This window comes from Pseudomonas sp. CP4, assembly GCF_047758505.1.
Classification (GTDB): Bacteria; Pseudomonadota; Gammaproteobacteria; order Pseudomonadales; family Pseudomonadaceae; genus Aquipseudomonas; species Aquipseudomonas fluorescens_AO.
In genome coordinates this window covers 1,642,201-1,665,199 of the sequence record NZ_CP180489.1, presented here as the reverse complement: position 1 = coordinate 1,665,199, position 22,999 = coordinate 1,642,201, and the positions used below count along the sequence as shown (strand labels likewise).

Annotated in this window: 13 protein-coding genes; 5 read left to right on the top strand and 8 right to left on the bottom strand. The window is 61.7% G+C overall.

What is annotated here, in order from left to right; genetic code table 11:
- Positions 1 to 136 precede the first annotated feature (136 nt).
- The 3 genes from ACMYUN_RS07360 to speB are packed head-to-tail and all read right to left on the bottom strand — an operon-like array spanning position 137 to position 3,074.
- Positions 137 to 1,639 (bottom strand): purine-cytosine permease family protein, encoded by a 1,503-nt coding sequence (locus tag ACMYUN_RS07360; protein WP_415763351.1) that lies wholly within the window; start codon positions 1,637 to 1,639, stop codon positions 137 to 139.
- Between the two features lie 51 nt (positions 1,640 to 1,690).
- The gene (locus tag ACMYUN_RS07355) at positions 1,691 to 2,113 is read right to left on the bottom strand and encodes a YybH family protein (RefSeq protein ID WP_310407294.1); all 423 of its coding nucleotides are present in this window, start codon (positions 2,111 to 2,113) and stop codon (positions 1,691 to 1,693) included.
- A 10-nt stretch (positions 2,114 to 2,123) separates the two neighbouring features.
- The gene (gene speB / locus ACMYUN_RS07350) at positions 2,124 to 3,074 is read right to left on the bottom strand and encodes an agmatinase (RefSeq protein WP_003222717.1); all 951 of its coding nucleotides are present in this window, start codon (positions 3,072 to 3,074) and stop codon (positions 2,124 to 2,126) included.
- A gap of 356 nt (positions 3,075 to 3,430) precedes the next feature.
- Between speB and ACMYUN_RS07345 the strand changes: the two genes are divergently transcribed.
- Both ACMYUN_RS07345 and ACMYUN_RS07340 read left to right on the top strand, forming a co-directional pair.
- Positions 3,431 to 4,324, top strand: coding sequence for a LysR family transcriptional regulator (locus tag ACMYUN_RS07345; RefSeq protein WP_007956593.1), 894 nt, complete (start codon positions 3,431 to 3,433; stop codon positions 4,322 to 4,324).
- A gap of 7 nt (positions 4,325 to 4,331) precedes the next feature.
- Positions 4,332 to 4,928 (top strand): tRNA-uridine aminocarboxypropyltransferase, encoded by a 597-nt coding sequence (locus ACMYUN_RS07340; protein WP_125917808.1) that lies wholly within the window; start codon positions 4,332 to 4,334, stop codon positions 4,926 to 4,928.
- A 114-nt stretch (positions 4,929 to 5,042) separates the two neighbouring features.
- Here the strand turns inward: ACMYUN_RS07340 and ACMYUN_RS07335 are convergent, their stop codons facing one another.
- The 3 genes from ACMYUN_RS07335 to ACMYUN_RS07325 form a co-directional block, all read right to left on the bottom strand.
- Complete coding sequence (locus ACMYUN_RS07335; RefSeq protein WP_039761043.1) at positions 5,043 to 6,404, bottom strand: HlyD family type I secretion periplasmic adaptor subunit; 1,362 nt, start codon at positions 6,402 to 6,404, stop codon at positions 5,043 to 5,045.
- A gap of 10 nt (positions 6,405 to 6,414) precedes the next feature.
- The gene (locus ACMYUN_RS07330) at positions 6,415 to 8,574 is read right to left on the bottom strand and encodes a type I secretion system permease/ATPase (protein ID WP_217879519.1); all 2,160 of its coding nucleotides are present in this window, start codon (positions 8,572 to 8,574) and stop codon (positions 6,415 to 6,417) included.
- Positions 8,575 to 8,735: 161 nt separating this feature from the next.
- Positions 8,736 to 10,094 carry a TolC family outer membrane protein gene (locus ACMYUN_RS07325; RefSeq protein WP_016771146.1) on the bottom strand — a complete coding sequence of 453 codons (1,359 nt, stop codon included), beginning with the start codon at positions 10,092 to 10,094 and terminating at the stop codon, positions 8,736 to 8,738.
- A gap of 532 nt (positions 10,095 to 10,626) precedes the next feature.
- Between ACMYUN_RS07325 and ACMYUN_RS07320 the strand changes: the two genes are divergently transcribed.
- Positions 10,627 to 18,480 carry a retention module-containing protein gene (locus tag ACMYUN_RS07320; RefSeq protein WP_415763350.1) on the top strand — a complete coding sequence of 2,618 codons (7,854 nt, stop codon included), beginning with the start codon at positions 10,627 to 10,629 and terminating at the stop codon, positions 18,478 to 18,480.
- Between the two features lie 297 nt (positions 18,481 to 18,777).
- On the opposite strand, the gene ACMYUN_RS07315 is transcribed toward ACMYUN_RS07320, so the two are convergent.
- Together ACMYUN_RS07315 and ACMYUN_RS07310 are read right to left on the bottom strand one after the other, a co-directional pair.
- Positions 18,778 to 19,173, bottom strand: coding sequence for a YbaN family protein (locus tag ACMYUN_RS07315; protein WP_415763349.1), 396 nt, complete (start codon positions 19,171 to 19,173; stop codon positions 18,778 to 18,780).
- 10 nt (positions 19,174 to 19,183) lie between these two features.
- On the bottom strand, positions 19,184 to 19,771 hold the full coding sequence (locus tag ACMYUN_RS07310; RefSeq protein ID WP_039761053.1) for a YecA family protein: 588 nt from the start codon (positions 19,769 to 19,771) through the stop codon (positions 19,184 to 19,186).
- Positions 19,772 to 20,183: 412 nt separating this feature from the next.
- Here ACMYUN_RS07310 and recQ point away from each other — a divergent pair, with 412 nt between their 5' ends.
- Positions 20,184 to 22,313, top strand: coding sequence for a DNA helicase RecQ (gene recQ, locus ACMYUN_RS07305; protein ID WP_415763348.1), 2,130 nt, complete (start codon positions 20,184 to 20,186; stop codon positions 22,311 to 22,313).
- A gap of 132 nt (positions 22,314 to 22,445) precedes the next feature.
- Entirely contained in the window at positions 22,446 to 22,880 is a 435-nt protein-coding gene (locus ACMYUN_RS07300; protein ID WP_415763347.1) for a MarR family transcriptional regulator, read from the top strand.
- Positions 22,881 to 22,999 lie beyond the last annotated feature (119 nt).

The window sequence follows — 22,999 nt, the reverse complement described above, 5'->3', positions numbered from 1 at the left end:
TGGTGAGGCAAATGGGTTCTGCAGGGCTTTCCTGTGGGAGCGAGCCTGCTCGCGAAGACGCACGCACATTCAACAAAGATGTGACTGACAGATCGCTTTCGCGAGCAGGCTCACTCCTACGGGGTCTTGTGTTTAATCAGGCGGCCTGGCGCAGTTGAGGTTTTATGGCGGCTTCACTGCGCACATCGCTCGGCCCAAACACTTCCCGAGGCTCGGGAAACAAGCGCAGCAGCGTCAGATACACCACCGACGCCAGGCCCAATGTCACCGGCAAGCTGATGTCGATGCCACCGGCCAGTTCGCCCAGCGGGCCGACGAACTGCCCCGGCAGGTTGACGAAGCACAGGCCGACCAGCGCACTCGGAATCCACGCCCCCAGACCGCGCCAGTTCCAGCCGTGGCTGAACCAGTAGCGTCCGCCCTGCTCGCCGCGAGTGAACACTTGCAGATCATCCGGGCAGTAGAAGCCGCGCCGCACCAGCAGGCCAATGATCATGATCACCATCCACGGGGTGGTGCAGGTGATGATCAGCACGGCGAAGGTCGACACGCTTTGCACCAGGTTCGCCGCAAACCGGCCGATGAAGATGAAGGCGATCGACAGCACGCCGATCAGCAAGGTCGCCTTGACCCGGGACAGCACGCGCGGGAACACGCTGGACATGTCCAGGCCGGTGCCATACAGCGACGTGGTGCCGGTGGACATGCCACCAATCACCGCAATCAGGCACACCGGCAGGAAGAACCAGCTCGGCGACACCGCCAGCAAGCCGCCGACATAGTTGTTCGCGGCGATGTAGTCCGGCGCCTTGATCGCGACGATGGTGGCGGTGGCGAGGCCGAACAGGAATGGAATCAACGTTGCCAGTTGCGCGGCGATCACCGCCAGCATGATTCGGCCTTTCGGCGTTTCACGCGGGATGTAGCGCGACCAGTCGCCGAGGAACGCACCGAAGGAAATCGGGTTGCTCATCGCCACCAGTGCCGCGCCGATGAATGCCGCCCAGAACCCGGCCTGACCCAGCGCCACGCTGCCGGCGTACTGGCTGTCAAATGCAGGGGCGAAGGCGAAGATGCCGAGCAGGAACAACAGGCTTGCGGCCCACACGGCGATGCGGTTGACCCACAGCATGATGCGGAAACCGTAGATGCACACGGTCAGCACCAGCAGCGCGAACAGACCGTAGGCCAGGCCCAGGGTCAGGTCGGTTTCCGGCAAATCGACCAGGCGTTTGGCGCCGCCGACCAGCGCATCACCCGAGCTCCACACTGACAGTGAGAAGAACGCGATCGCGGTCAACAACGACAGGAACGAACCGACGATCCGCCCGTGCACGCCGAAGTGCGCACCGGAAGACACGGCGTTGTTGGTGCCGTTGAGCGGACCGAACAGGCCCATCGGCGCGAGGATCAGCGCACCGACCACCACGCCCAGAACGATTGCCCAGACACCGGCCTGAAACGACAGGCCGAACAGCACCGGGAAACTACCGAGCACAGCGGTGGCAAACGTATTGGCGCCGCCGAAGATCAAGCGAAACAAGTCGCTGGGTCGGGCGTCGCGCTCATGATCCGGGATCTGTTCGACCCCGTTTGTTTCGATGCTGCTAAGGCTTTTTTCGTTGTTGTTGTTATTCATGATCTGCTCCGATCATCAGGCGCGCTCATCGTGCGTGAGCGTCACCATTGGCTAAGGGGGTGGCAGCCCTTCCGGCATTGCGGACAAATGTTCGTGACAGGCCAGCCATAGGCCTTGTTGTTCTAGGCTCGACGCTTGTCTTCGGAAAACAATCGTCTCGCGCTCCTGGCTGAAGTGTTGCTCCCCTTGCATGCGCAGCTCGGTGGCCACGTCATGGATGAAAACCGCCACGTCACCCTGCAGGCTGACAAAGGCGTTGCTCGAGGTGCACGACAGCACCTCGAAACCCTCCTCGGCACGCCAGCGGTCCCACAATGCCTGATAGGCATCGCGCGACAGCAACGGCTGATCGAGGGTGTAGAAAACGAAGCTGGCATCGGCGCTGAAAGCCCCGAAATAAGCTTCGCGATCGTTACGCGCAAACGCGGCGACCAACTCGGCGGCCGCGTGCAAAACCTGATCATGTGCGTGCATGACCCGACCCTCAGCGATGAACCACGCCAGGCAGTACGCAGAGCATTTCGTACAGCAGGTTGGCGGCCAGCAGCGAGGTGTTGCCGGTGGTGTCGTAAGCGGGCGAGACTTCTACCAGATCGCAGCCGATCAGGTCGAGGCCCTGACAGCCACGGACGATTTCGATCGCCTGAATGGTGGTCAGGCCGCCGATTTCCGGGGTGCCGGTGCCGGGCGCCCAGGCCGGGTCGATGCCGTCGATGTCGAAACTCAGATACACCGGACCGCCGCCGACTTTCTCGCGTACTTCAGCCATCAGCGGCGCCAGCGATTTATGCCAGCACTCTTCGGCCTGGACCACGCGGAAGCCCTGATCGCGGCTCCAGTTGAAATCGTCGGCGGTGTAACCCTGGGCACGCAAACCGATCTGCACCACGCGATCGCAATCGAGCAGACCTTCTTCGACGGCACGACGGAACGTGGTGCCGTGGGCGATCTTCTCGCCGAACATGTGATCGTTGACGTCAGCGTGGGCATCGATGTGCACCAGGCCTACCTTGCCGTGCTTCTTATGAATCGCGCGCAGGATCGGCAGGGTGATGGTGTGGTCGCCACCCAGGGTCATCGGGATGACGTTGTGCTCGAGAATATTGTCGTAGGCCTCTTCGATGATGCGCACGGCGTCGAGCAGGTTGAAGGTGTTGATCGCCACGTCACCAATGTCGGCAACCGACAGCGAGTCGAACGGCGCGGCGCCGGTGGCCATGTTGTACGGGCGGATCATCACCGATTCGGTGCGGATGTCGCGCGGTCCGAAGCGGGTGCCGGGGCGCAGCGAAGTGCCGATGTCCAGCGGCACGCCAACGAAGGCAGCGTCGAGGCCGGCAGCGGTCGGGACATGGGGAAGTCGGAGCATGGTGGCGATGCCGCCGAAGCGCGGCATTTCGTTGCCGCCCAGTGGTTGGTGAAGAATCTTGTCCACGGGTAGGGCCTCATCGTCTTTGTTTTATTTATGCCGGCGCGCCGTTGAGCACAGGTTCGGACGCCGCTGTGGGGCCGATGATGCGAAATGTAGTGGCGGGGAAGAATCGCTACGGGCAAAAACTTAGTTCAGATTTTTCTAAACTAATGCCAAGCCCCGGGATAGACTCCGCCTCAGGTGTTGACCCCCTGTGGCGAGGGGATTTATCCCCGAAGGGTGGCGAAGCCGCCCCAATTCCTGCGGCTCGGTTCATCAGGCACCCCGCGTGCATCGAATTACGACTGCTTCGCAGCCGGTCGGGGATGAATCCCCTCACCACAAAGTCATCAGTGTTCGACAGATGTTTGGAGAGCCCCATGGCCAACGCTTTACCCGACCTGAAACTCCTGCGCATCTTCGTCAGCGTCGTGCGTCATCAGGGTTTTGCCAATGCGCAGCAGGAACTCAACCTGTCGACCTCGGCGATCAGCACCTACATGAGCCAGCTCGAAGCCGCGCTCGGTCTGGTGCTGTGCCATCGCGGGCGCGGTGGCTTCAGCTTGACCAGCAAGGGCGAGCTGTTCCATCAGGAAACCCTGCGCCTGCTCGCCGAGCTTGAAGGCTTCGAGCAATACGCCGCTGCGCTCAAGGGCGAACTGCGCGGCACGCTCAATCTCGGGGTGATCGATTCCACTGTCAGCGACAAGGCTCTGCCGTTTGCCGAAGCCATCGGCGCCTACAGTCAGGAACACCCGGCGGTGCATTTGCACCTGTCGGTAATGAGTCCATATGAGTTGCAACTCGGCGTGCAGGACAATCGCCTCGATCTGGCCATCGGTGCGTTTTCCACGCGCATGAGCGGTCTGGTCTACATGCCGCTGTACCGCGAGCAGCACTGGCTGTATTGCAGCAGTCGTCACCCGTTGTTCAACGAGCGGCGCATCCCCGAGCAGGTCATCACCCAGCAACGGATGGTCGGGCGCGGTTACTGGAGTCAGGCGGAACTTGCCCGCCACGGTTTCAAACACAGCGCCGCGACCGTGGAAAGTATGGAAGCGCAGCTGATTCTGGTGCTCTCCGGCGCCTACATCGGTTACCTGCCGGAACACTACGCGCAGGCCTGGGCCGACAAGGGCGATCTGCGCGTTCTGCTGCCGGCGACCTTCGGTTATCAGGCGCCGTTTTCGATGATCATGCGCAGGGGCCGCAGCCGCGAGCCGCTGATCCAGACCTTCCGCGATTTGCTCAAAGCGCAGCTCAATCAGGCTTGAGAAAAAAATGTCCCGACCACAATGCCCGCGCTGCCTGCGCCCCCAGACCCATTGCCTGTGCCCATTGATTCCGCACCTCGATAGCCGCACCCGAGTCTTGCTGCTGCAGCATCCGAGCGAGGTCAGTCACGCGCTCAATACCGCGCGGCTGGCGGCGCTGGGGCTGAGCAATGCCGAGCTGATTGTCGGCGAGGTATTCGAGGATTTGCCGAAACTGTTGAACCGGCCGGGCTATCACGCGCGCTTGTTGTTCCCGGCTGAGGATGCGCAGCCGCTGCAGGCTTACGCACCGAATGATCAGCCAATTTTGCTGGTCGTCCCGGACGGCACCTGGCGCAAGGCGCGCAAGATGTTGCACCTCAATCCGCTGCTGGCAGCACTGCCACGGGTGACCCTGACCGAGGGCGGCGTGTCGCGCTATCGCTTGCGCAAGGCGCCGGGGCCGGGGGCGCTATCGACGATCGAGGCGATTGTGCAGGCGCTGGAAACCCTCGAAGCGCCGACGACGTTTGCGCCGTTGCTCAAGCCGTTTGAAGCGCTGATCGAAGGGCAGATTGCGGCGATGGGGGAGGAGGTTTTCCAGCGTAACCATGGCGACAGATGATCGTTCCCACGCTCTGCGTGGGAATGCATCCAGTGACGCTCTGCGTCACCGTCGTGAAGGGACGCGGAGCGTCCCGGGCGGCATTCCCACGCGGAGCGTGGGAACGATCATTGGCTAACGTTCACGCATCGCCTCGGTCCGCGCTTTCAACACCGGTTTGAGCAGGTAATCCAAGACGCTTTTCTCACCGGTGATAATGTCCACTGTCGCCACCATCCCCGGGATGATCAGCAGCGGTTTCACGTCGCCGCCCAGGTGATTCTTGTCGGTGCGCACCTGAATCAGATAGAAGCTGTTGCCCTTGTCATCGGTGATCGTATCGGCGCCGATCAGCTCGAGCTTGGCGCTCAGCCCGCCGTAAATCGTGTAGTCGTAGGCACTGAATTTGACCATGGCTTTCTGGCCCGGATGCAGGAACGCGACGTCTTGCGGGCGGACCTTGGCTTCGATCAGCAGGTTGTCTTCCAGCGGCACGATTTCAACCATGTCGCTGCCCGGCTGGACCACGCCGCCGATGGTGTTGACCTTCATCTGCTTGATCACGCCACGCACCGGCGAAGTCACCGTGGTACGGCTGACGCGGTCGTCGATGGCGATGCTCGACGCGGTGATTTTCGACAGGTCGGTGCGTTTCTCATTCAGCTCTTTGGCGGCCTCGGAGCGGAAGGTCTGCTCGGATTCGTCGATCTTGCTGCGGATCTCGGCGATGGCCGATTCGGCGCGGGGAATCGCCAGCGTGGTGGCGTTCAGCGAACCACGGATCTCCACGGCGCTGCGCCTGAGCCTGAGGATTTCCACTGGTGACACGGCGCCGGTTTTCACCAGCGGTTCGGACATGTTCATCTCTTGTTGCAGCAGCGCCAGGCTCGAGCTGAACTGGCCCTGCTTGGAGCGAAATTCGGCCAGCTCCTGGGTTTTCTGCCGCAATTGTTCGCTGAGGGTGCGCTGTTCACTGGCCAAGCGGCGTTGGCGTTGCTCGTACAGCGAGCGCTCGTCCTCGGCGACTTGCGGCGCTTTGGCGATGACTTCAGCGGAGAGTTTGAAGGGGCGCCCCTCGGCCTCTGCTGACAGCCGTTCAACCTGCGCGGTCAGCGCGTAACGGTCGGCCTCGCTCTCGCCCTTGTTCGAGCGGAAGCGCGTGTCATCCAGACGCAGCAGGGTGTCGCCCTTGCCGACCATCTGGCCTTCGCGAACGAAAATCTCGGTGACGATGCCGCCCTCAAGGTTCTGGATCACCTGAACCTTGCTTGACGGGATCGCTTTGCCTTCGCCCATGGTCACTTCTTCGAGCACGGCAAATTTGGCCCAGACCAGGGCGGCGATCAGCAGCGCTGCCGCCAGCCACACGGTGATCCGCGATTTGCGCGGCGAATCCTGCAATGCTGCGCCGGCGGTTTCCGGCATGAACTCGGCTTCGGCGCTTTTGCCGAAACTGTCGAAGTAGCCGCGCTTGTTGCTATCGGAGGAAGCAGGCATGGCGTAACTCCTAGACCGCCGCCGAGCCGACACGGCCCTTGCGCAGTGCATCGATGACTGCTTCTTTCGGACCGTCAGCGACGACCCGGCCGTTGTCCAGCACCAGCAACCGGTCCACCAGGCTCAGCATCGAGGTGCGGTGAGTCACCAGCAGCAGGGTTTTGCCTTGCACCCAGCCATGCAGTTTCTGTCGCAGCGCATCTTCACTGCTGTTGTCCATGGCGCTGGTGGGTTCGTCGAGCAGCATGATCGGCGGATCGAGCAGTAACGCGCGCGCCAGCAACACCGCCTGGCGTTGGCCGCCGGATAGCAGTTGTCCGCGTTCGCCCACCGGTCGGTCGAAGCCTTGCGGGTGTTGTCGGGCCAGTTCGGTGACGCCAGTCAGTTCGGCGACTTCGAGCATGCGTGAATCGCTGATGTAACGCGCGCCCAGGGTCAGGTTGTCGCGCAGGCTGCCGGCCAGCAGCGGCAAGTCGTGGGCGACATAACCGATCTGCTGGCGCAGGTCAGCCACGTCCAGTTGGCGCAGGTCGAGGCCGTCGAGCAGTAACTGGCCTTGTTCCGCTTCGTAGAAGCCCATGACCAGCCGCGCCAACGTGCTTTTGCCGGAGCCGCTGCGGCCGATGATGCCGACCCGCTCGCCGGGTTTCAGGCTGAAGCTGACCTCGCTCAGCGCCGGTGCGTTCTGGCCGGTGTAGTGGAACGTCACGCCGCTGACGTCGAGGGCGCCTTGCAGCTGCGTGCGTTCCAGTGGCCGTTGTTTGCCGTCGCGTTCCTGCGGCAGGGCCATCAGCGCGTCGGTGCTTTTCATCGTTAGTTGCGCTTGCTGGTAGCGGGTGATCAGCCCGGCGATCTGGCCGAGCGGGGCGAGTACGCGGCTGCCGAGCATGTAAGTGGCAACCAGCGCGCCGACGCTGAGGTTGCCGGCAATGATGCTGTAGACCCCGGCCACAATCGTCGCCATCCCGGAAAACTGCTGGATGAACAAAGTGCCGTTGGTGGCCAGGGCCGACAGGTTGCGTGCGTGGCTGTCGAGGCGGGTGAGGGCGCCGTGGGTGCTTTCCCATTTGTGCTGGCGCTCGCTTTCGGCGCCGCAGGCCTTGAGGGTTTCCAGGCCGCCGAGGGTTTCGATCAGCACTGCCTGACGCTCGGCGCCGAGGCTCAGGCTTTTCTGCACGGTGTCACGCAGGCGCACCTGAATCGCCATGGCGAAGATGATCGTGATCGGAAACGCCAGCAGCGGAATCACCACCAGCCAGCCGCCGAGCAGGCCGATCACTACCAGCATCAACACCACGAAGGGCAAGTCGATCAGACTGGTCAGGGTCACGGCAGTGAGAAATTCACGCAGGCCCTGGAAGTCGTGAATGCTCTGGGCAAAGCCGCCGATGGTCGCCGGCCGCGCTTTCATCGACATGCCGGTGATGCGCTCGAACAACGTTGCCGAGAGGATCACATCGGTTTTCTTCCCGGCGGTGTCGAGCAGATGCGCACGCACCACGCGCAGCACCAGTTCAAAACCGGTGCCGATCAGCAAACCGATCGACAGCACCCACAGCGTCGAGGTCGCCTGATTGGGCACCACGCGATCGTAGGTCTGCATGACGAACAGCGGCACCATCAGGCCGAGCAGGTTGATCAGAAAACTGGCGAGAATCGCATCGCTGTACAGCCATTTCGACAGTTTGAGAGTGTCGCGAAACCACGCATTTACCCGTGGCACCAGCGGCGCGCGCAGGTCTTCGAGTTCGTGGCGCGGACGGGCGAACAAGGCCTGGCCGCTGTAGTGTTCGCTGAGTTCTTCGCGGCTGACCCATTGCTCGCCGCCGTCGGCTTCGCTGGGCAGCAGCAGGGCTTTGCCATCCTCGCCGAAGCGCCGCAGCACGGCAGTGCGCCCGTCGTTGAGCAGCAGCAGGATCGGTAGGTTCAGCGGCGAAATGTCTTTCAGGTCACGGCGCAACAGCCGCGCCTGCAATCCGGCCCGCGCGGCTGCACGGGGCAGCAGATCGAGGCTCAGGCGTTGTTTGTTCAGAGGCAGCCCGGCGCTCAAGCTGGCACGACTGACCGTGGCGCCATGCAGTTTGCAGAGGATCAGCAGGCCGTCGAGTAACGGGTCGTCGAAGCTCAGGCGCGGATCGACCCCGGTGGCGCCGGGTTCCATGCTGGTCATAGTGATTGCCTCTGTTGAACGGGCTCGGTTATCGGATCGTTCCCACGCTCTGCGTGGGAATGCAGCCCGTGACGCTCCGCGTCACTGGACGCGGTGCGTCCCTTGAGGCATTCCTTTGCTGCGCGTGGGAACGATCAGGGCAAAGTCAGTTCCTGCACCGTTTATTTCAGTTCCGGCAGGCGCGCCTGGTTTTTCACTTCGGTCGTGGCAATCGCATCAGCCGGCAGCACTACGCGTTGCTTGCTCAGCAATTGGCCCATGTTCGCCAGCACGCGGTACATCGAGTATTCCTCGGTGTAGCGGATTTCGGTGTAGCGGCGGTTGGCGTTGTACAGCTCGTTTTCGCTGTCGAGCAGGTCGAGCAGGGTGCGTTGGCCGAGGCCGAACTGGTCCTGATAAGCGGCGCGCACGCGTTTGGTGGTTTCTGCGTACTCGCGAGCGGTCGGCGTCTGCTTCTTGGCATTTTCCATGGCGTTCCAGGCCAGACGAATGTTCTCGTTGAGCTGACGCAGGGCGTTGTTCCGGATGTCCATCGCCTGGTTGATGTCGTGGGCATTCGCCGCCAGACGTGCCTTGTCGCTGCCGCCACGGAACAGGTTGTAGTTCATCACCACACCGACACGCCATTCGTTGTCGTGGCCTTCATCACCCTGCACGTTGTTGTTTGCGCCGACTGCTGCTTCGGCATCGAAGCGCGGGTAGAACGGCGACTTGGCCACTTCGTACTGGCTCTCGGCGGACTGCACGTCAGCCTGGGCCGATTTCAGGTACGGGTTGTTGTCGACCATGCTCTGCTGCGCTTCACGCAGGTCCGGCGGCATCTCACCGCGAGTCGAGGCCGGGGTTTCCAGCTCATCGGGCATGCGTCCGACCACGCTGTAGAAATTCGATTCGGCGTCGGCCAGATCGACTTCGGCGGTGTCGAGGTTGTTCTGCGCCAGTGCACGACGGGCAACCGATTGATCGGAGTCGGCGGTGCTGCCGATGCCGCGCTCGGTGCGCAGGCCGATCTGATCGTTGACGCGCAAGTGCGCCTGCAAATTGTTCTTCGCCAGCGTCACCAGTTCCCGCCGCTTGAGCACTTCGAGGTAGACCTCGATGGTGCGCAGGGCCAGATCCTGTGCGGTGCCTTGCGCGTAGTAGGCGCGCGAATTGGACACGCCCTTGGTGCGCTCGACCTCGTTGGCGGTGTTGAAGCCGTCGAAGATCATCTGCCGCAAACGCAGCTCCGACTGGGTGTAATTGAGGATTTCGGTGTTGTGATTACCGAAGGCGCGAGTGTTGGTGTTGTCGCTGTAGCCGCGCCCGTAGGCAGCGTTCAGATCGACTGACGGATAAAATCCGCCCTTGGCCACTTTCACCTGCTCATCCGCAGACAGGCGGGCGTCCACGCGCGAAGCGAGTTCCGGGTGAGTGGCGATGGTGCTTTGAATCGCCTCGGTGAGGTTCATCGCCTGGGCTTGGGAAGTGCAAGCCATGGCCAGCAAAACCGCGCTGCAGAGGGGGGTTAAAACGCGCATGGGTGCATCTCCCTGGATCTCAATGTTGTGTTACCGTCGCCAATTATTTGACGTAATTTTAGGGTGTAAGCGTTTCACTCTTGTAACAACAGAGCTAAGAACATCCTAGAGCGTAGCTAAGAAAAAATTTTCATAAGGCTTATGCCAAAAAAAACTTATGCGGTTTTTCAAAAGCAGCACATTGTTCAGCTCGAAAGCCTTTGTTTTATGCGCTTTAGGGAGCTCGAAAAGGCTTGAGGAAAGTTCCATTCACTTTGCGAGACACTGCGAAGTACTGCTGAAGGGGAGGGACGCGTAACGGCGAATGAGCGACAGATTTTTGTCACTCGGGTGATTCACCACTGTTACGTAGCGCTAGTGGGTCGATGGATTGAACAGGGTTGGCAAGTGCTTGATAGCGCTGACAATTCGTTTCAAACCAAGCCTGCGAAACGAACTGTCGAGGGTGCGAGCGTCGCCCCCGGCAACCCGATTGAGCCATGGGCTGCTTCGCGAACCTGTGCCGACGGTGGTCGGCAGCGGAGGATTTCACATGGCAACGCTCATCGGTACGGTCACAAAAGTCATTGGTCAGGTGTTCGCCCAGACGGGCGACGGCATCAAACGCCCGCTGTTCGAAGGCGATCGTTTGTACGCCGGCGATCAACTGATCACTGGCGCGGAGGGCGCGGTGGCGGTGAAGTTGCAAAACGGCGAGGAATTGACCCTCGGCCGCGGCAGCAGCATCACCATGACCGGCCAACTGCTGGCCGACCAGGCGGTGCCGGTGAGCGTCGACGAAGCGCAGACCCCGAGCCAGGCACAACTGACCGATGTCGAGCAGATCCAGAAAGCCATCGCCGCCGGTGAAGACCCGAGCAAGACCGCCGAAGCCACCGCTGCCGGCCCCAACGCACCCACCGGCAATACCGGTGAACTGGGCGGCGGACACAGCTTCGTTCTGTTGACCGAAGTCGGCGGCCGAGTTGATCCGATCATCGGTTTCCCCACCGCCGGCTTCAACGGCATTCCCGAATTTCCCGAGTATCGTCGTGACGCGGACATCGACAATGGCGACGACACCCCGGCGCCAATCGTGGTGCCACCGCCACCGGTGAACAATCCGGTTATCCTCAACGGCCTGGACGCAGCGGGCGGCGAGCTGAACCTCAATGAAGCCAATCTGCCTGACGGTACAGCGGCCAATCCGGGCGCTCTGACCCAGAGCGGCAGCTTCACCGTCTCGGCAGCGGACGGCTTGAGCAGTCTGAGCATCGGCGGCATCAACGTGATTGTTGGCGGCGTGCCGATCGGCTTTCCCCAGTCGATCACCACGCAACTGGGCAACACCCTGACCATCACTGGCTACAACGCAGCAACCGGCACGGTCAGCTACAGCTACACCCTCAACGGCAACGAAACCCACGCGGCCGGCGACGGCGTGAACAATCTCAGCGAACAATTCACCGTGATCGCCACCGACAGCAATGGCGACAGCGCCACTGGCACGCTGGACGTGAATATCACCGACGACGTGCCCAAAGCGTTTGACGACGCCAACGGCATTGCCTCGGAAACCTTGCTGACCCTGACTGGCAACGTCCTCACCAATGACATCCAGGGCGCCGACCGCGTGCCCACCGGACCGGTCACGCCCGGCACATTCACTGGCACTTTCGGTACGTTGGTCCTCAATGCCGACGGCACCTACACCTACACGCTGAACACCAGCGATGCCGATTTCAAAAACCTGCACGGCGGTGGCAACGGCACCGAAACCTTCGCCTACACAATCACTGATGCCGACGGCGATACCAGCACTGCCAATCTGGTTCTGCAGATTCACAACAACGACGATCCAGTAATCATCGACGGCCTGAACGTCGCCGGTGGCGAGCTGACGGTTTATGAGAAAAATCTCAGCGACGGCAGCGCACCGGATGCTGGCGCGCTGACGCAAAACGGCACCTTCACCATCACCGCTCTCGACGGCGTGACCACGCTGACCGTCGGTGGAATTGCCGTGGTGACCAATGGCGTGGCCGCAGGCTTCCCGCAATCGATCATCACGCCGCTCGGCAGCACGCTGACCATCACCGGTTTCAACGCTGCAACCGGCGTGGTCAGTTACAGCTACACCCTGGCCGACAACGAGGCGCATGCGAACGCCAACGGCGCGAACAGTCTGCCTGAGCAGTTCGCGGTCACGGTTGTGGATGACAACGGCACCACCGCCACTGGCACGCTGGACGTCAACATCGTCGACGACCTGCCGAAAGCCAACGATGACAGCAACGGCACCGCGTCCGAATCCCAACTGACCCTGACCGGCAATGTCCTGACCAACGACGTGCAAGGCGCCGACCGTGTGCCAACAGGTCCAGTCACGCCGGGCACTTTCACTGGTACTTTCGGTACGTTGGTCCTCAATGCCGACGGCACCTACACCTATACGCTGAACACCAGCGATGCGGATTTCAAAGCCTTGACTGGTGGCGGCAACGGCACAGAGACCTTCGCCTACACCATCACTGATGCCGACGGCGATTCCAGCACTGCCAATCTGGTTCTGCAGATTCACAACAACGACGATCCAGTAATCATCGACGGCCTGAACGTCGCCGGTGGCGAGCTGACGGTTTATGAGAAAAATCTCAGCGACGGCAGCGCACCGGATGCTGGCGCGCTGACGCAAAACGGCACCTTCACCATCACCGCTCTCGACGGCGTGACCACGCTGACCGTCGGTGGAATTGCCGTGGTGACCAATGGCGTGGCCGCAGGCTTCCCGCAATCGATCACCACGCCGCTCGGCAGCACGCTGACCATCACCGGTTTCAACGCTGCAACGGGCGTGGTCAGTTACAGCTACACCCTGGCTGACAACGAGGCGCATCCGAACGCCAATGGCGCCAATAATCTGCCCGAGCAATTCGCAGTCACGGTAGTCGATGACAACGGCACCACCGCCACTGGCACGCTGGACGTCAACATCGTCGACGACCTGCCGAAAGCCAACGATGACAGCAACGGCACCGCGTCCGAATCCCAACTGACCCTGGCCGGCAATGTCCTGACCAACGACGTGCAAGGCGCCGACCGTGTGCCTACCGGCCCGGTTACCCCGGGCACTTTCACCGGCACGTTCGGGACGTTGGTTTTGAACGCCGACGGCACCTACACCTACACCCTGAACACCAACGACGCCGACTTCAAAAATCTGCATGGTGGCGGCAACGGCACCGAAACCTTCGCCTACACCATCACTGACGCCGACGGCGATACCAGCACTGCCAACCTCGTTCTGCAGATTCACAACAACGATGATCCGGTGCTGCTCAATGGCCTCGACGTCAACGGCGGCGAACTTACCGTCTACGAAAAAAACCTCAGCGACGGCACCAGCCCCAACACCCCAGCGCTGACCCAGAACGGCACTTTCACCGTCAGCGCTCTCGATGGTCTGCAGACCCTCACAGTCGGCGGCATCGCCGTGATCACCAATGGCGTAGCCGCAGGTTTCCCGCAATCAATCGTCACCCCGCTGGGCAGCACCTTGACCATCAGCGGTTATGACCCGGCAACCGGCGTGGTCAGCTACAGCTACACCCTGGCCGACAACGAAGCCCACCCGACTGCCAATGGCGCCAACAGCCTCACCGAGAACTTCGATGTGGTCGCGACCGACACAGATGGCAGCACCGCCAGCGGCCAGATCAACGTCAATATCGTCGATGATTTGCCGACTGCGCATGCGGACGCGGCTTCGGTGGCGGAGGGCGGCACCGTCAGTGGCAATGTGCTGGATAACGATATCGGCGGTGCAGATGGCCCGGCGGTCACCGGTGCCGTGGTCGGCGTGCGCGCTGGTGCCGACACTTCGACCTCGGCCATCGGCGGGCTCAATTCGCAGATCAACGGCGCCTACGGTTACCTCACGCTTGACGCTAACGGCAACGCCGTTTATCACAGCAACCCCAACGTGGTGAACGGCCCGGGCGCGGTGGATGTGTTCACCTACACCGTGCGCGATGCCGACGGTGACGAAAGCACCACGACCATCACCATCGATGTCTACAACAGCTGCCTGAAAGCCGTCAGCGACAGCGATGTCACCGTTTACGAAAAAGCCCTCGACCTGAACAAGGACGGCCAGGATCTGGCAGCGGGCAGTGTGGTCGGCAGCGATCCGAATAGCACTGGCGAAACCGCGTCCGGCACGCTGGTCGGTTCGGTCACCGGCGCGGTTGGTGCGATCAGTTATGCGCTGGTCGGCAGCGCGACCGGCAATTACGGGCAGATCGTCCTCAACGCCAATGGCACTTACACCTACACGCTCACTTCGCCAGCGACCACCACGCCGCACGCTGACGACGGCGCCAACAGCCTGAGCGAAACCTTCACCTATCAGGCGACCGACTCTCTCGGCAACGTCGTCACCAGCACAGTCGTTGTGAACATCGTCGATGACGTGCCGAAAGCGCTGAATGACAGCAACGCGACCAACGCAACGGAAGAGCAGTTGACCCTGACCGGCAACGTTCTCGATAACGATGTGCAAGGCGCCGACCGCGTCGCCGTTGGGCCGGTCACCGCCGGTACGTTCACCGGCACTTACGGCACGCTGGTGCTCAATGCCAACGGCACTTACACCTACACGCTGGACGCCAATGACGCCGACTTCAAAAACCTTCACGGTGGCGGCAACGGCACTGAAACCTTTGCCTACACCATTACCGATGCCGACGGCGACACCAGCACCGCCAACCTGGTGCTGAACGTCCATAACAACGACGATCCGGTGTGCCTCGACGGCCTCGATGTGAAGGGCGGCGAACTGACGGTTTACGAGAAAAACCTCAGCGACGGCAGCAACCCCAATACTGCAGCGCTGACCCAGAGCGGCAGCTTCACCGTGACCGCCCTCGATGGCCTGCAAACCCTGACCGTCGGCGGCATTGCCGTGATCAGCAATGGCGTCGCCGCCGGTTTGCCGCAATCGGTGGTCTCGCCGCTGGGCAGCACCTTTACCGTCACCGGTTACGACCCGGCCACCGGCGTGGTCAGCTACAGCTACACCTTGGTGGACAACGAAGCTCATCCGAACGCCAACGGTGCCAACAGCCTCAGCGACAGCTTTGACGTAGTCGCCACCGACACCGACGGCAGCACCGCCAGCGGTCAGATCAACGTCACCATCGTCGACGATCTGCCGACTGCCAACGCTGATACCGGCTCGGTAGCGGAGGGCGGTACGGTCAATGTCAGTGTGCTCGGCAATGACAGCAGCGGCGCCGATGGTGCCGCAACGGTGGTCGGCGTGCGCGCGGGCAGTAACACCGCGACGTCGGCCAGCGGCGGCCTGAACAGCAACATCAACGGCAACTACGGCTACCTGACCCTCGACGCGGCGGGCAACGCGGTTTACCACAGCAACCCGAACTCGGTGAGCCCGCCGGGCGCGACCGACACGTTTACCTACACCATCCGTGACAGCGATGGCGACGAAAGCACCACAACGCTGACTATCAACGTCGCCGACAGCAAACTGGTCGCCTCGGTCGATCAGGATGTGACGGTCTACGAAAAAGCCCTCGACCTGAGCAAGGATGGCCAGGATCTCGCTCCCGGCACAGTCACCGGCAGCGAACCGGGCAATACCGGCGAAACCGCCAGCGGCACGCTGGTCGGTTCCGTGAGCGGTGGCAGCGGCGCGATCACTTACACGTTGGTCGGCAACGCCACCGGCAGCTACGGACAACTGCAGCTCAACGCCGACGGCACTTACACCTACACGCTGACCTCGGCGCCGAAAACTGCGCCGAACGCCAACGACGGGCCGAACACCCTGAGCGAAACGTTCACCTACCAAGCCACCGATGCGCTGGGCAACAGCACCACCAGCACCCTCGTGGTGAACATCGTCGACGACATACCGAAAGCCGTTGCCTCGGAGCGCTCGGTTACCGCAGTGGAAATCGACTCCAACATCCTCATCGTCCTCGACATCTCCGGCAGCATGGCCGATGCCTCTGGCGTGCCCGGCCTGTCGCGGCTGGCACTGGCCAAACAAGCCATCGGTGCGTTGCTCGACAAGTACGATGATCTGGGCGATGTGAAAGTGCAGTTGGTGACGTTCAGCAGCAATGCCGCCGATCGCACCACCGTGTGGGTCGATGTCGCTACTGCCAAGACATTGCTCGCCGGCCTCAACGCCGGCGGCGGCACCAACTACGACGCCGCCGTGGCGGTGATGCAGACCGCGTTCAACACCTCCGGCAAACTCACCGGGGCACAGAACGTCGGCTACTTCTTCTCCGACGGCAAGCCCAACGAGGGCGACATCGGCACGGCTGACGAAGCCGCGCTGAAAAACTTCCTCGACGCCAACAACATCAAGAACTACGCAATCGGTCTGGGCAGTGGCGTGAGCAACGCCAACCTCGATCCGCTGGCGTACGACGGCATCAACCACACCAACACCAATGCGGTGGTGGTCACCGATCTCAATCAGCTCAACTCGGTGCTGTCCGGCACCGTGCAGGGCGCGCCGGTCACCGGTTCGCTGCTGGGCGACGGTGGTTCGTTCGGCGCCGATGGCGGTTTCATCAAGTCGATCATGGTCGACGGCACCACCTACACCTACGACCCGAAAGCCCTCAGCGGCCAGGGCTCGTTGACCGCGAGCGGCGGCGCCAACCACGGCACCTTCAACACGGCCAACAACAGTGTCAGCATCGCCACCAACAACAGCGGCACGCTGGTGGTCAACCTCGATACCGGCGAATACAGCTACACCTCGCAGAAAACCACCGCCGTGGTCATCACCGAAAACATCGGCTTCACCGTCAGCGACAACGACGGCGATCTGGCCAGCTCAACGTTGACCGTGAAAGTGATTCCCAACGCGCCACCGGTGGCGATGGACGATCACGTCATCACCAACGTGCTCTCGGGCAACATCGTGGTGCCGGGTGAGCTGCTGCTGGCCAATGACAGCGATCCGAACGGCGATGCGCTCAACGCCACACCCACCAGTTTCAACACCGGTTGGGCGTCGAAAGCGGCAGACTTCACCGGCACCGGTCTGATCGGCTTCACCGGGCAGAGCAACAGCGTCGCCAACCAGAACCTGGCCAACGTGCGCAGCGCCTTCAGCGCCAATGCCGCGACCATGACCGCCGTGCTGGTAGTCAGCGGTTACCTCGGCGCTGTCAGCAACAGCAATGCCAATGACGAGGACCGCATCACCGTCAATCTGCGCCAGGGCGAAACTCTCAATCTGGATCACAACCTCGCTGCCGGGCAGATCGGCATGGAGTACTCGCTCAACGGAGGGAGCTGGATCGCGCTGGCGGACGGGCAAACGCTTACCGCATCGGCCGATGGCGTCTATCAGATCCACATCACCAACATCGCCAACGCCACGGGTAACGGCAACCCGAACGCGGCGGAAAACTACCAACTGACCATGACCCTCAACTACGCCGGGGCGCACGACATCACGCCGGATTACCACGGCACTTACACCGCCAACGACAACCACGGCGGCAGTGACACGGCCAACGTCAGCATCAGCTATCAGGACGGCCACACCCTGACCGGCACCGCTGGCGACGATGTGCTGGTGGCGGGTAGCGGCAACAACGTGATCAACGCCGGCGACGGCAATGACGTGCTCACTGCAGGCTCCGGCAACAACGAAATGCACGGCGGCGCCGGCAACGATTTGCTCTACACCGGCGCGGGCAATGACCTGCTCGACGGCGGCACTGGCAGCGATACCGCCAGCTATGCCCACGCCACAGCCGCCGTCACCGTCAACCTCGGCCTGCTCGGTGCGCAGAACACCTTGGGCGCCGGTACTGACACGCTGACCGGCATCGAAAACCTGCTCGGTTCGAACTTCAACGACAGCCTCACCGGCGACGGCAACAACAACGTGATCAACGGTGGCCTCGGCAACGACTTCCTCAATGGCGGCGCTGGCGATGACTTGCTGATCGGGGGCATGGGCAACAATACGCTGACGGGCGGGGCAGGGGCTGACACCTTCCAGTGGCTCAAGGGCAACAGCGGCCACGACCTGATCACCGACTTCACCCCCGGCACCGACAAGCTCGACCTGTCGCAACTGCTGCAAGGCGAAAACGCCAGCACCGCGTCGCTGGACGACTATCTGCACTTCACCGTCAGCGGCAGCGGCGCCTCGGTGATGACCAGCATCGACGTCAGCGCCATGGCCGGCGCCCCGCCGAACCAGACCATCGACCTCGCCGGCGTCAACCTCGCCAGCCACTACGGCGTAACCCCGGGCGCAGGCGGCATGATTGCCAGCGGCCACGACACGGCGACGATCATCAGCGGCATGCTCAATGATCATTCGTTGAAGGTGGATACGGTTTGACCTGAGGTCTGAAACCACAAAACCCGCCGCCCCGGTTGATTCGGGACGGCGGGTTTTGTCTGTCTGTACAGATGTGTTGGCTGTGAGTCCGCCTTCGCGGGCAAGCCCGCTCCCACAGGGTTCTTCAGTGGATGCAGAATATGTGTCCGACCAGGATCAATTTTGGGAGCGAGCTTGCTCGCGAAGAGGCCGGGTTGATCACCAAGTAACTCAGCAGACCAACATCACCCCGGCAACTCCAGATTATCCAGCACCCGACTCACTGCCAGTTCGCCAAGCATGATCAACTGGGAGGTATCAGGTTTTACGCAACGTCTTCTGCCGCAAAATATAGACCGTCACCAGCACCGCACTGGTCAGCATGAACCCCCGCGCCCAAACCAGCGGCACCAGATAACACGAGAACAGAATGCTCAGCCACATCAGCCCGATCGCGTAGACCTTGGCCTTGAGCGGGATGCCGTTGCCGTCGAGATAATCGCGAATCCATGGCCCGAGCCGTGGGTGCTCGACCAGCCAGCGATAGAAGCGCGGAGAGCTGCGCGCGAAGCAGGCCGCGGCGAGCAGGAGGAAGGGGGTGGTGGGCAGGACCGGCAGGAAAATGCCGATCACCCCCAATGCGACGCTGAGCCAGCCGATGGCCAGCAGCACGTAGCGCAACATCAGGGGGCGGTTGCCTATGGGGTTGTCCATAGGCCGGGTCTTAGTGGTGGCGTGGCTTGAGGATCGCCGGTTTTTCGTCGGGCGCCTGGCATAGCAGGTACAGCGCGGTCAGGGCTTCCGGGATCTGCACGATCATGTCGTCCATCAGATTGGCGTCCTTGGCGATGTCTTCGAACTCCGGTTGTTCGTCGAACAGGCCGGAACCGACCATGATCGGCAGGAGCATTTCGCTGACTTCTTCTTCGGCGGTTTCGAACCATGCCGCTTCGCGCAGGAACACACCTTCCATGAAGCCGATGCACCAGCCGCGCAGTTCGGAATCGTCCGGCTCTTCGCCCAGATCCAGTTCGCACGGCAGTTCGAATTCTTCATCCGAGGCCAGTTGGCGAGCGATGTGCGCTTTGAGGCCGATCAGCGTGGCTTCGATTTCGGCACGCTGGGCTTCGTCGCTGTAGTGCGGCTCTTCGGCAAACAGCGCGTCGATCCACTCGCGCTCCGGAACGTCTTCCGAGCAGATCGACAGCGCGGTCAGGTAACCGTGGGCGGCGACGTAATCCAGCGCCTCGTCGTGCAGCTCGTCGGCGTCGAGGAAGACTTGCAGGCGGGTCAGTTGCTCAGCGAAGGACATTACGGGGCTACCTTGGGGAATAAACAATGCGGGAATTCTAGGCCTTCTTGCGCGCTCTAGCCAGCCGCTTGGCAGATTTGCCCGCACGGACGCACGCAAATGCCGGGTCGGACGCAAAACCTGTGGGAGCGGGCTTGCCCGCGATGGCGGTGTGTCAGTCGATGAAGAAGTTGTCAGTGCCGGCCTCTTCGCGGGCAAGCCCGCTCCCACAGGGTTCGGTGTGATGTCAATTGCAGAGTGAGTCTTCTCAGCGGCACCCTCTGCGGCGAAGGCCTCGGGTATACTGCCGCGTTTTGCGATCCCTGCCGGCGCTGCGCTGGTCATGCAATGTGTTCTTACGTTTTGTTTAAGCAGCCGAGGCTGCTCTGAACCAGCCTGAGCAGGGATGTATCGGTAGATTTTTGGAGTTTTTATGCTCGAACAGGCTCAACGCGTCCTCAAGGACATCTTCGGCTACGACAGTTTCCGTGGCCGTCAGGGTTCGATCATTGAGCGCGTGGCCGGCGGCGGTGATGCGCTGGTGCTGATGCCTACCGGTGGCGGCAAGTCGTTGTGCTTTCAGGTGCCGGCGCTATTGCGCGAAGGCCTGGCCGTGGTGGTGTCGCCGTTGATCGCGCTGATGGACGATCAGGTCGCCACCCTTGAAGAACTCGGCGTGGCCGCGGCTGCGCTGAACTCCACGCTGAGCGCCGAGCAACAACGCGACCTCGCCGTGCGGATCAAGCGCGGCGAAGTGAAGATGCTCTATCTGGCGCCCGAGCGCTTGGTGCAGCCGCGCATGCTGGCGTTTCTGCAAAGCCTGGAAATCGCCTTGTTCGCCATCGACGAAGCGCATTGCGTGTCGCAATGGGGCCACGACTTCCGCCGCGAATACCTGCAACTCGGCCAACTGGCAGAGCTGTTCCCGAACGTTCCGCGCATTGCCCTCACCGCGACCGCCGACAAGCGCACCCGTGAAGAAATCGTCGATCGCCTGCACCTGCAGAACGCTGAGCGCTTTCTGTCGAGCTTCGACCGTCCGAATATTTTCTACCGCATCGTCCCGAAGGAGCAGCCGCGCAAGCAGTTACTGGCCTTCCTCGCCGAACGGCGCAGCGACGCCGGCATCGTTTATTGCCTGTCGCGCAAGAAAGTTGAAGAAGTCGCGGCGTTCCTCAGTGAGCAAGGCTTCCCGGCGCTGCCGTATCACGCCGGTCTGCCCAACGATCTGCGCGCCTATCACCAGAAGCGCTTCCTCAACGAGGAAGGCCTGATCATGGTTGCCACGGTGGCGTTCGGCATGGGCATCGACAAGCCTAACGTGCGCTTTGTCGCGCATTTGGATCTGCCGAAATCCCTTGAGGCGTATTACCAGGAAACCGGGCGCGGCGGTCGTGACGGTCTGCCGGCGGATGCGTGGATGGCCTACGGTCTGCAAGACGTGGTGATGCTCAAGCAGATGCTGCAGAACTCCGAAGGCGACGAACGGCACAAACGTCTGGAGCAGCACAAGCTCGACGCCATGCTCTCGCTTTGCGAAGAAACCCGCTGCCGCCGGCAGGCGTTGCTGGCCTATTTCGATGAAGACATGCCTGAGCCTTGCGGGCACTGCGACAACTGTGTCGATGGCGTGCAGACCTGGGACGCCACCGAGCCTGCACGTCAGGCCTTGTCGGCGATTTTCCGCACCGGTCAGCGTTACGGCGTTGGTCATCTGGTCGACGTATTGCTGGGCAAGGACAACGAAAAGGTGCGCAGCTTCGGCCATCAGCATTTGTCGGTGTTTGGCGTTGGCAAGGCGCTGAGCGACAGCGAGTGGCGCTCGCTGTTCCGTCAGTTGGTGGCGCGTGGGTTGGCCGACGTCGATCACGAGGGGTATGGCGGTCTGCGCTTGAATGACAGTTGCCGGCCTTTGCTCAAAGGCGAAGTGAAGCTGGAGCTGCGCCGCGACCTGAAACCGCAAGTCACCGCCAAAACCGGCAGCAAGAGCCAGGCCAGCCAACTGGTGCGCGGCGAGGAACGTGAACAGTGGGAAGCCTTGCGCGCATTACGACGCAAGCTCGCCGAAGAACACGGCGTGCCGCCGTACGTCATCTTCCCCGACTCGACGCTGTTGGAAATGCTCCGCAGCCAACCGACCTCGCTGGCGGAAATGGCCCGGGTCAGCGGCGTCGGTGCGCGCAAACTGGAGCGCTATGGTGAAGCCTTCCTGGAAGTGCTCGGCGGCGAGGCGGAGGCGCCGAAGGTGGTCGCCGATGTCCGTCACGAGCTGATCACCCTGGCCCGCGCCGGCATGACCCCGCTGCAGATCGCCGGGCAGTTGCAATGCTCGGAGAAGAACGTCTACGCCATGCTCGCCGAAGCCATCGGCAAGCAGCAATTGTCGCTGGAGCAGGCGCTGGATTTGCCTGAGGAATTGATGGGCGAAGTGCAGGACGCGTTCCTCGATGGTGAGGGCGAGCTGCCGTCGGTCGCTGAAGTGGCTGAGCTGTTTGCCGGGCGTGTGCCGGAAGGCGTGCTGTATTGCGTGCGGGCGGCTTTGCAGTCTGAATTCGAGATGTGAAACGACGTATGCGCCAAGCCTCGTGCAGTTGTAACGATTCAGTACAGAGCGACTCTTGCCTATAACTGCCGCCCATGCTTAGCTGACTAATAATTAGATTTTCCGTATTTTCAGTCTAACCGTGAGTGTTTTATGCCGTTAACCGATCAACATCGCTTTGGTATGCAACTGGCCCAGATGTCTCGTGGCTGGCGTGCCGAACTGGATCGTCGTCTCGCCGGGCTGGGCCTGTCGCAGGCGCGCTGGCTGGTGCTGCTGCATCTGGCGCGTTTTGAAGAGGCGCCGACCCAACGCGAACTGGCGCAGAGTGTCGGCGTCGAAGGCCCGACCCTGGCGCGCTTGCTTGATAGTCTGGAGAACCAGGGACTGGTGCAACGCCAGTCAGTAATGGAAGACCGTCGAGCGAAAAAAATTGTTCTCTGCGCACCTGCGCTGCCGTTGATCGAACAGATTGAAACCATTGCCACGCAACTGCGCCACGAATTGTTCGAAGGCGTCGACGAGGCGGATTTGAAGGTGTGCATGCGCGTGCACGGGCACATCCTGAGCAACCTGGAAAAATCTTGAGGCACATCCCGGCGGTGATTTTTTGAGAGATCGCGCTAAGCCGACTATAAGAACTACTGGGCAATATCGTGTTCGTACTGGATGTGCGAACGCATAGAAACCGGTTTTGCTTATTTAAG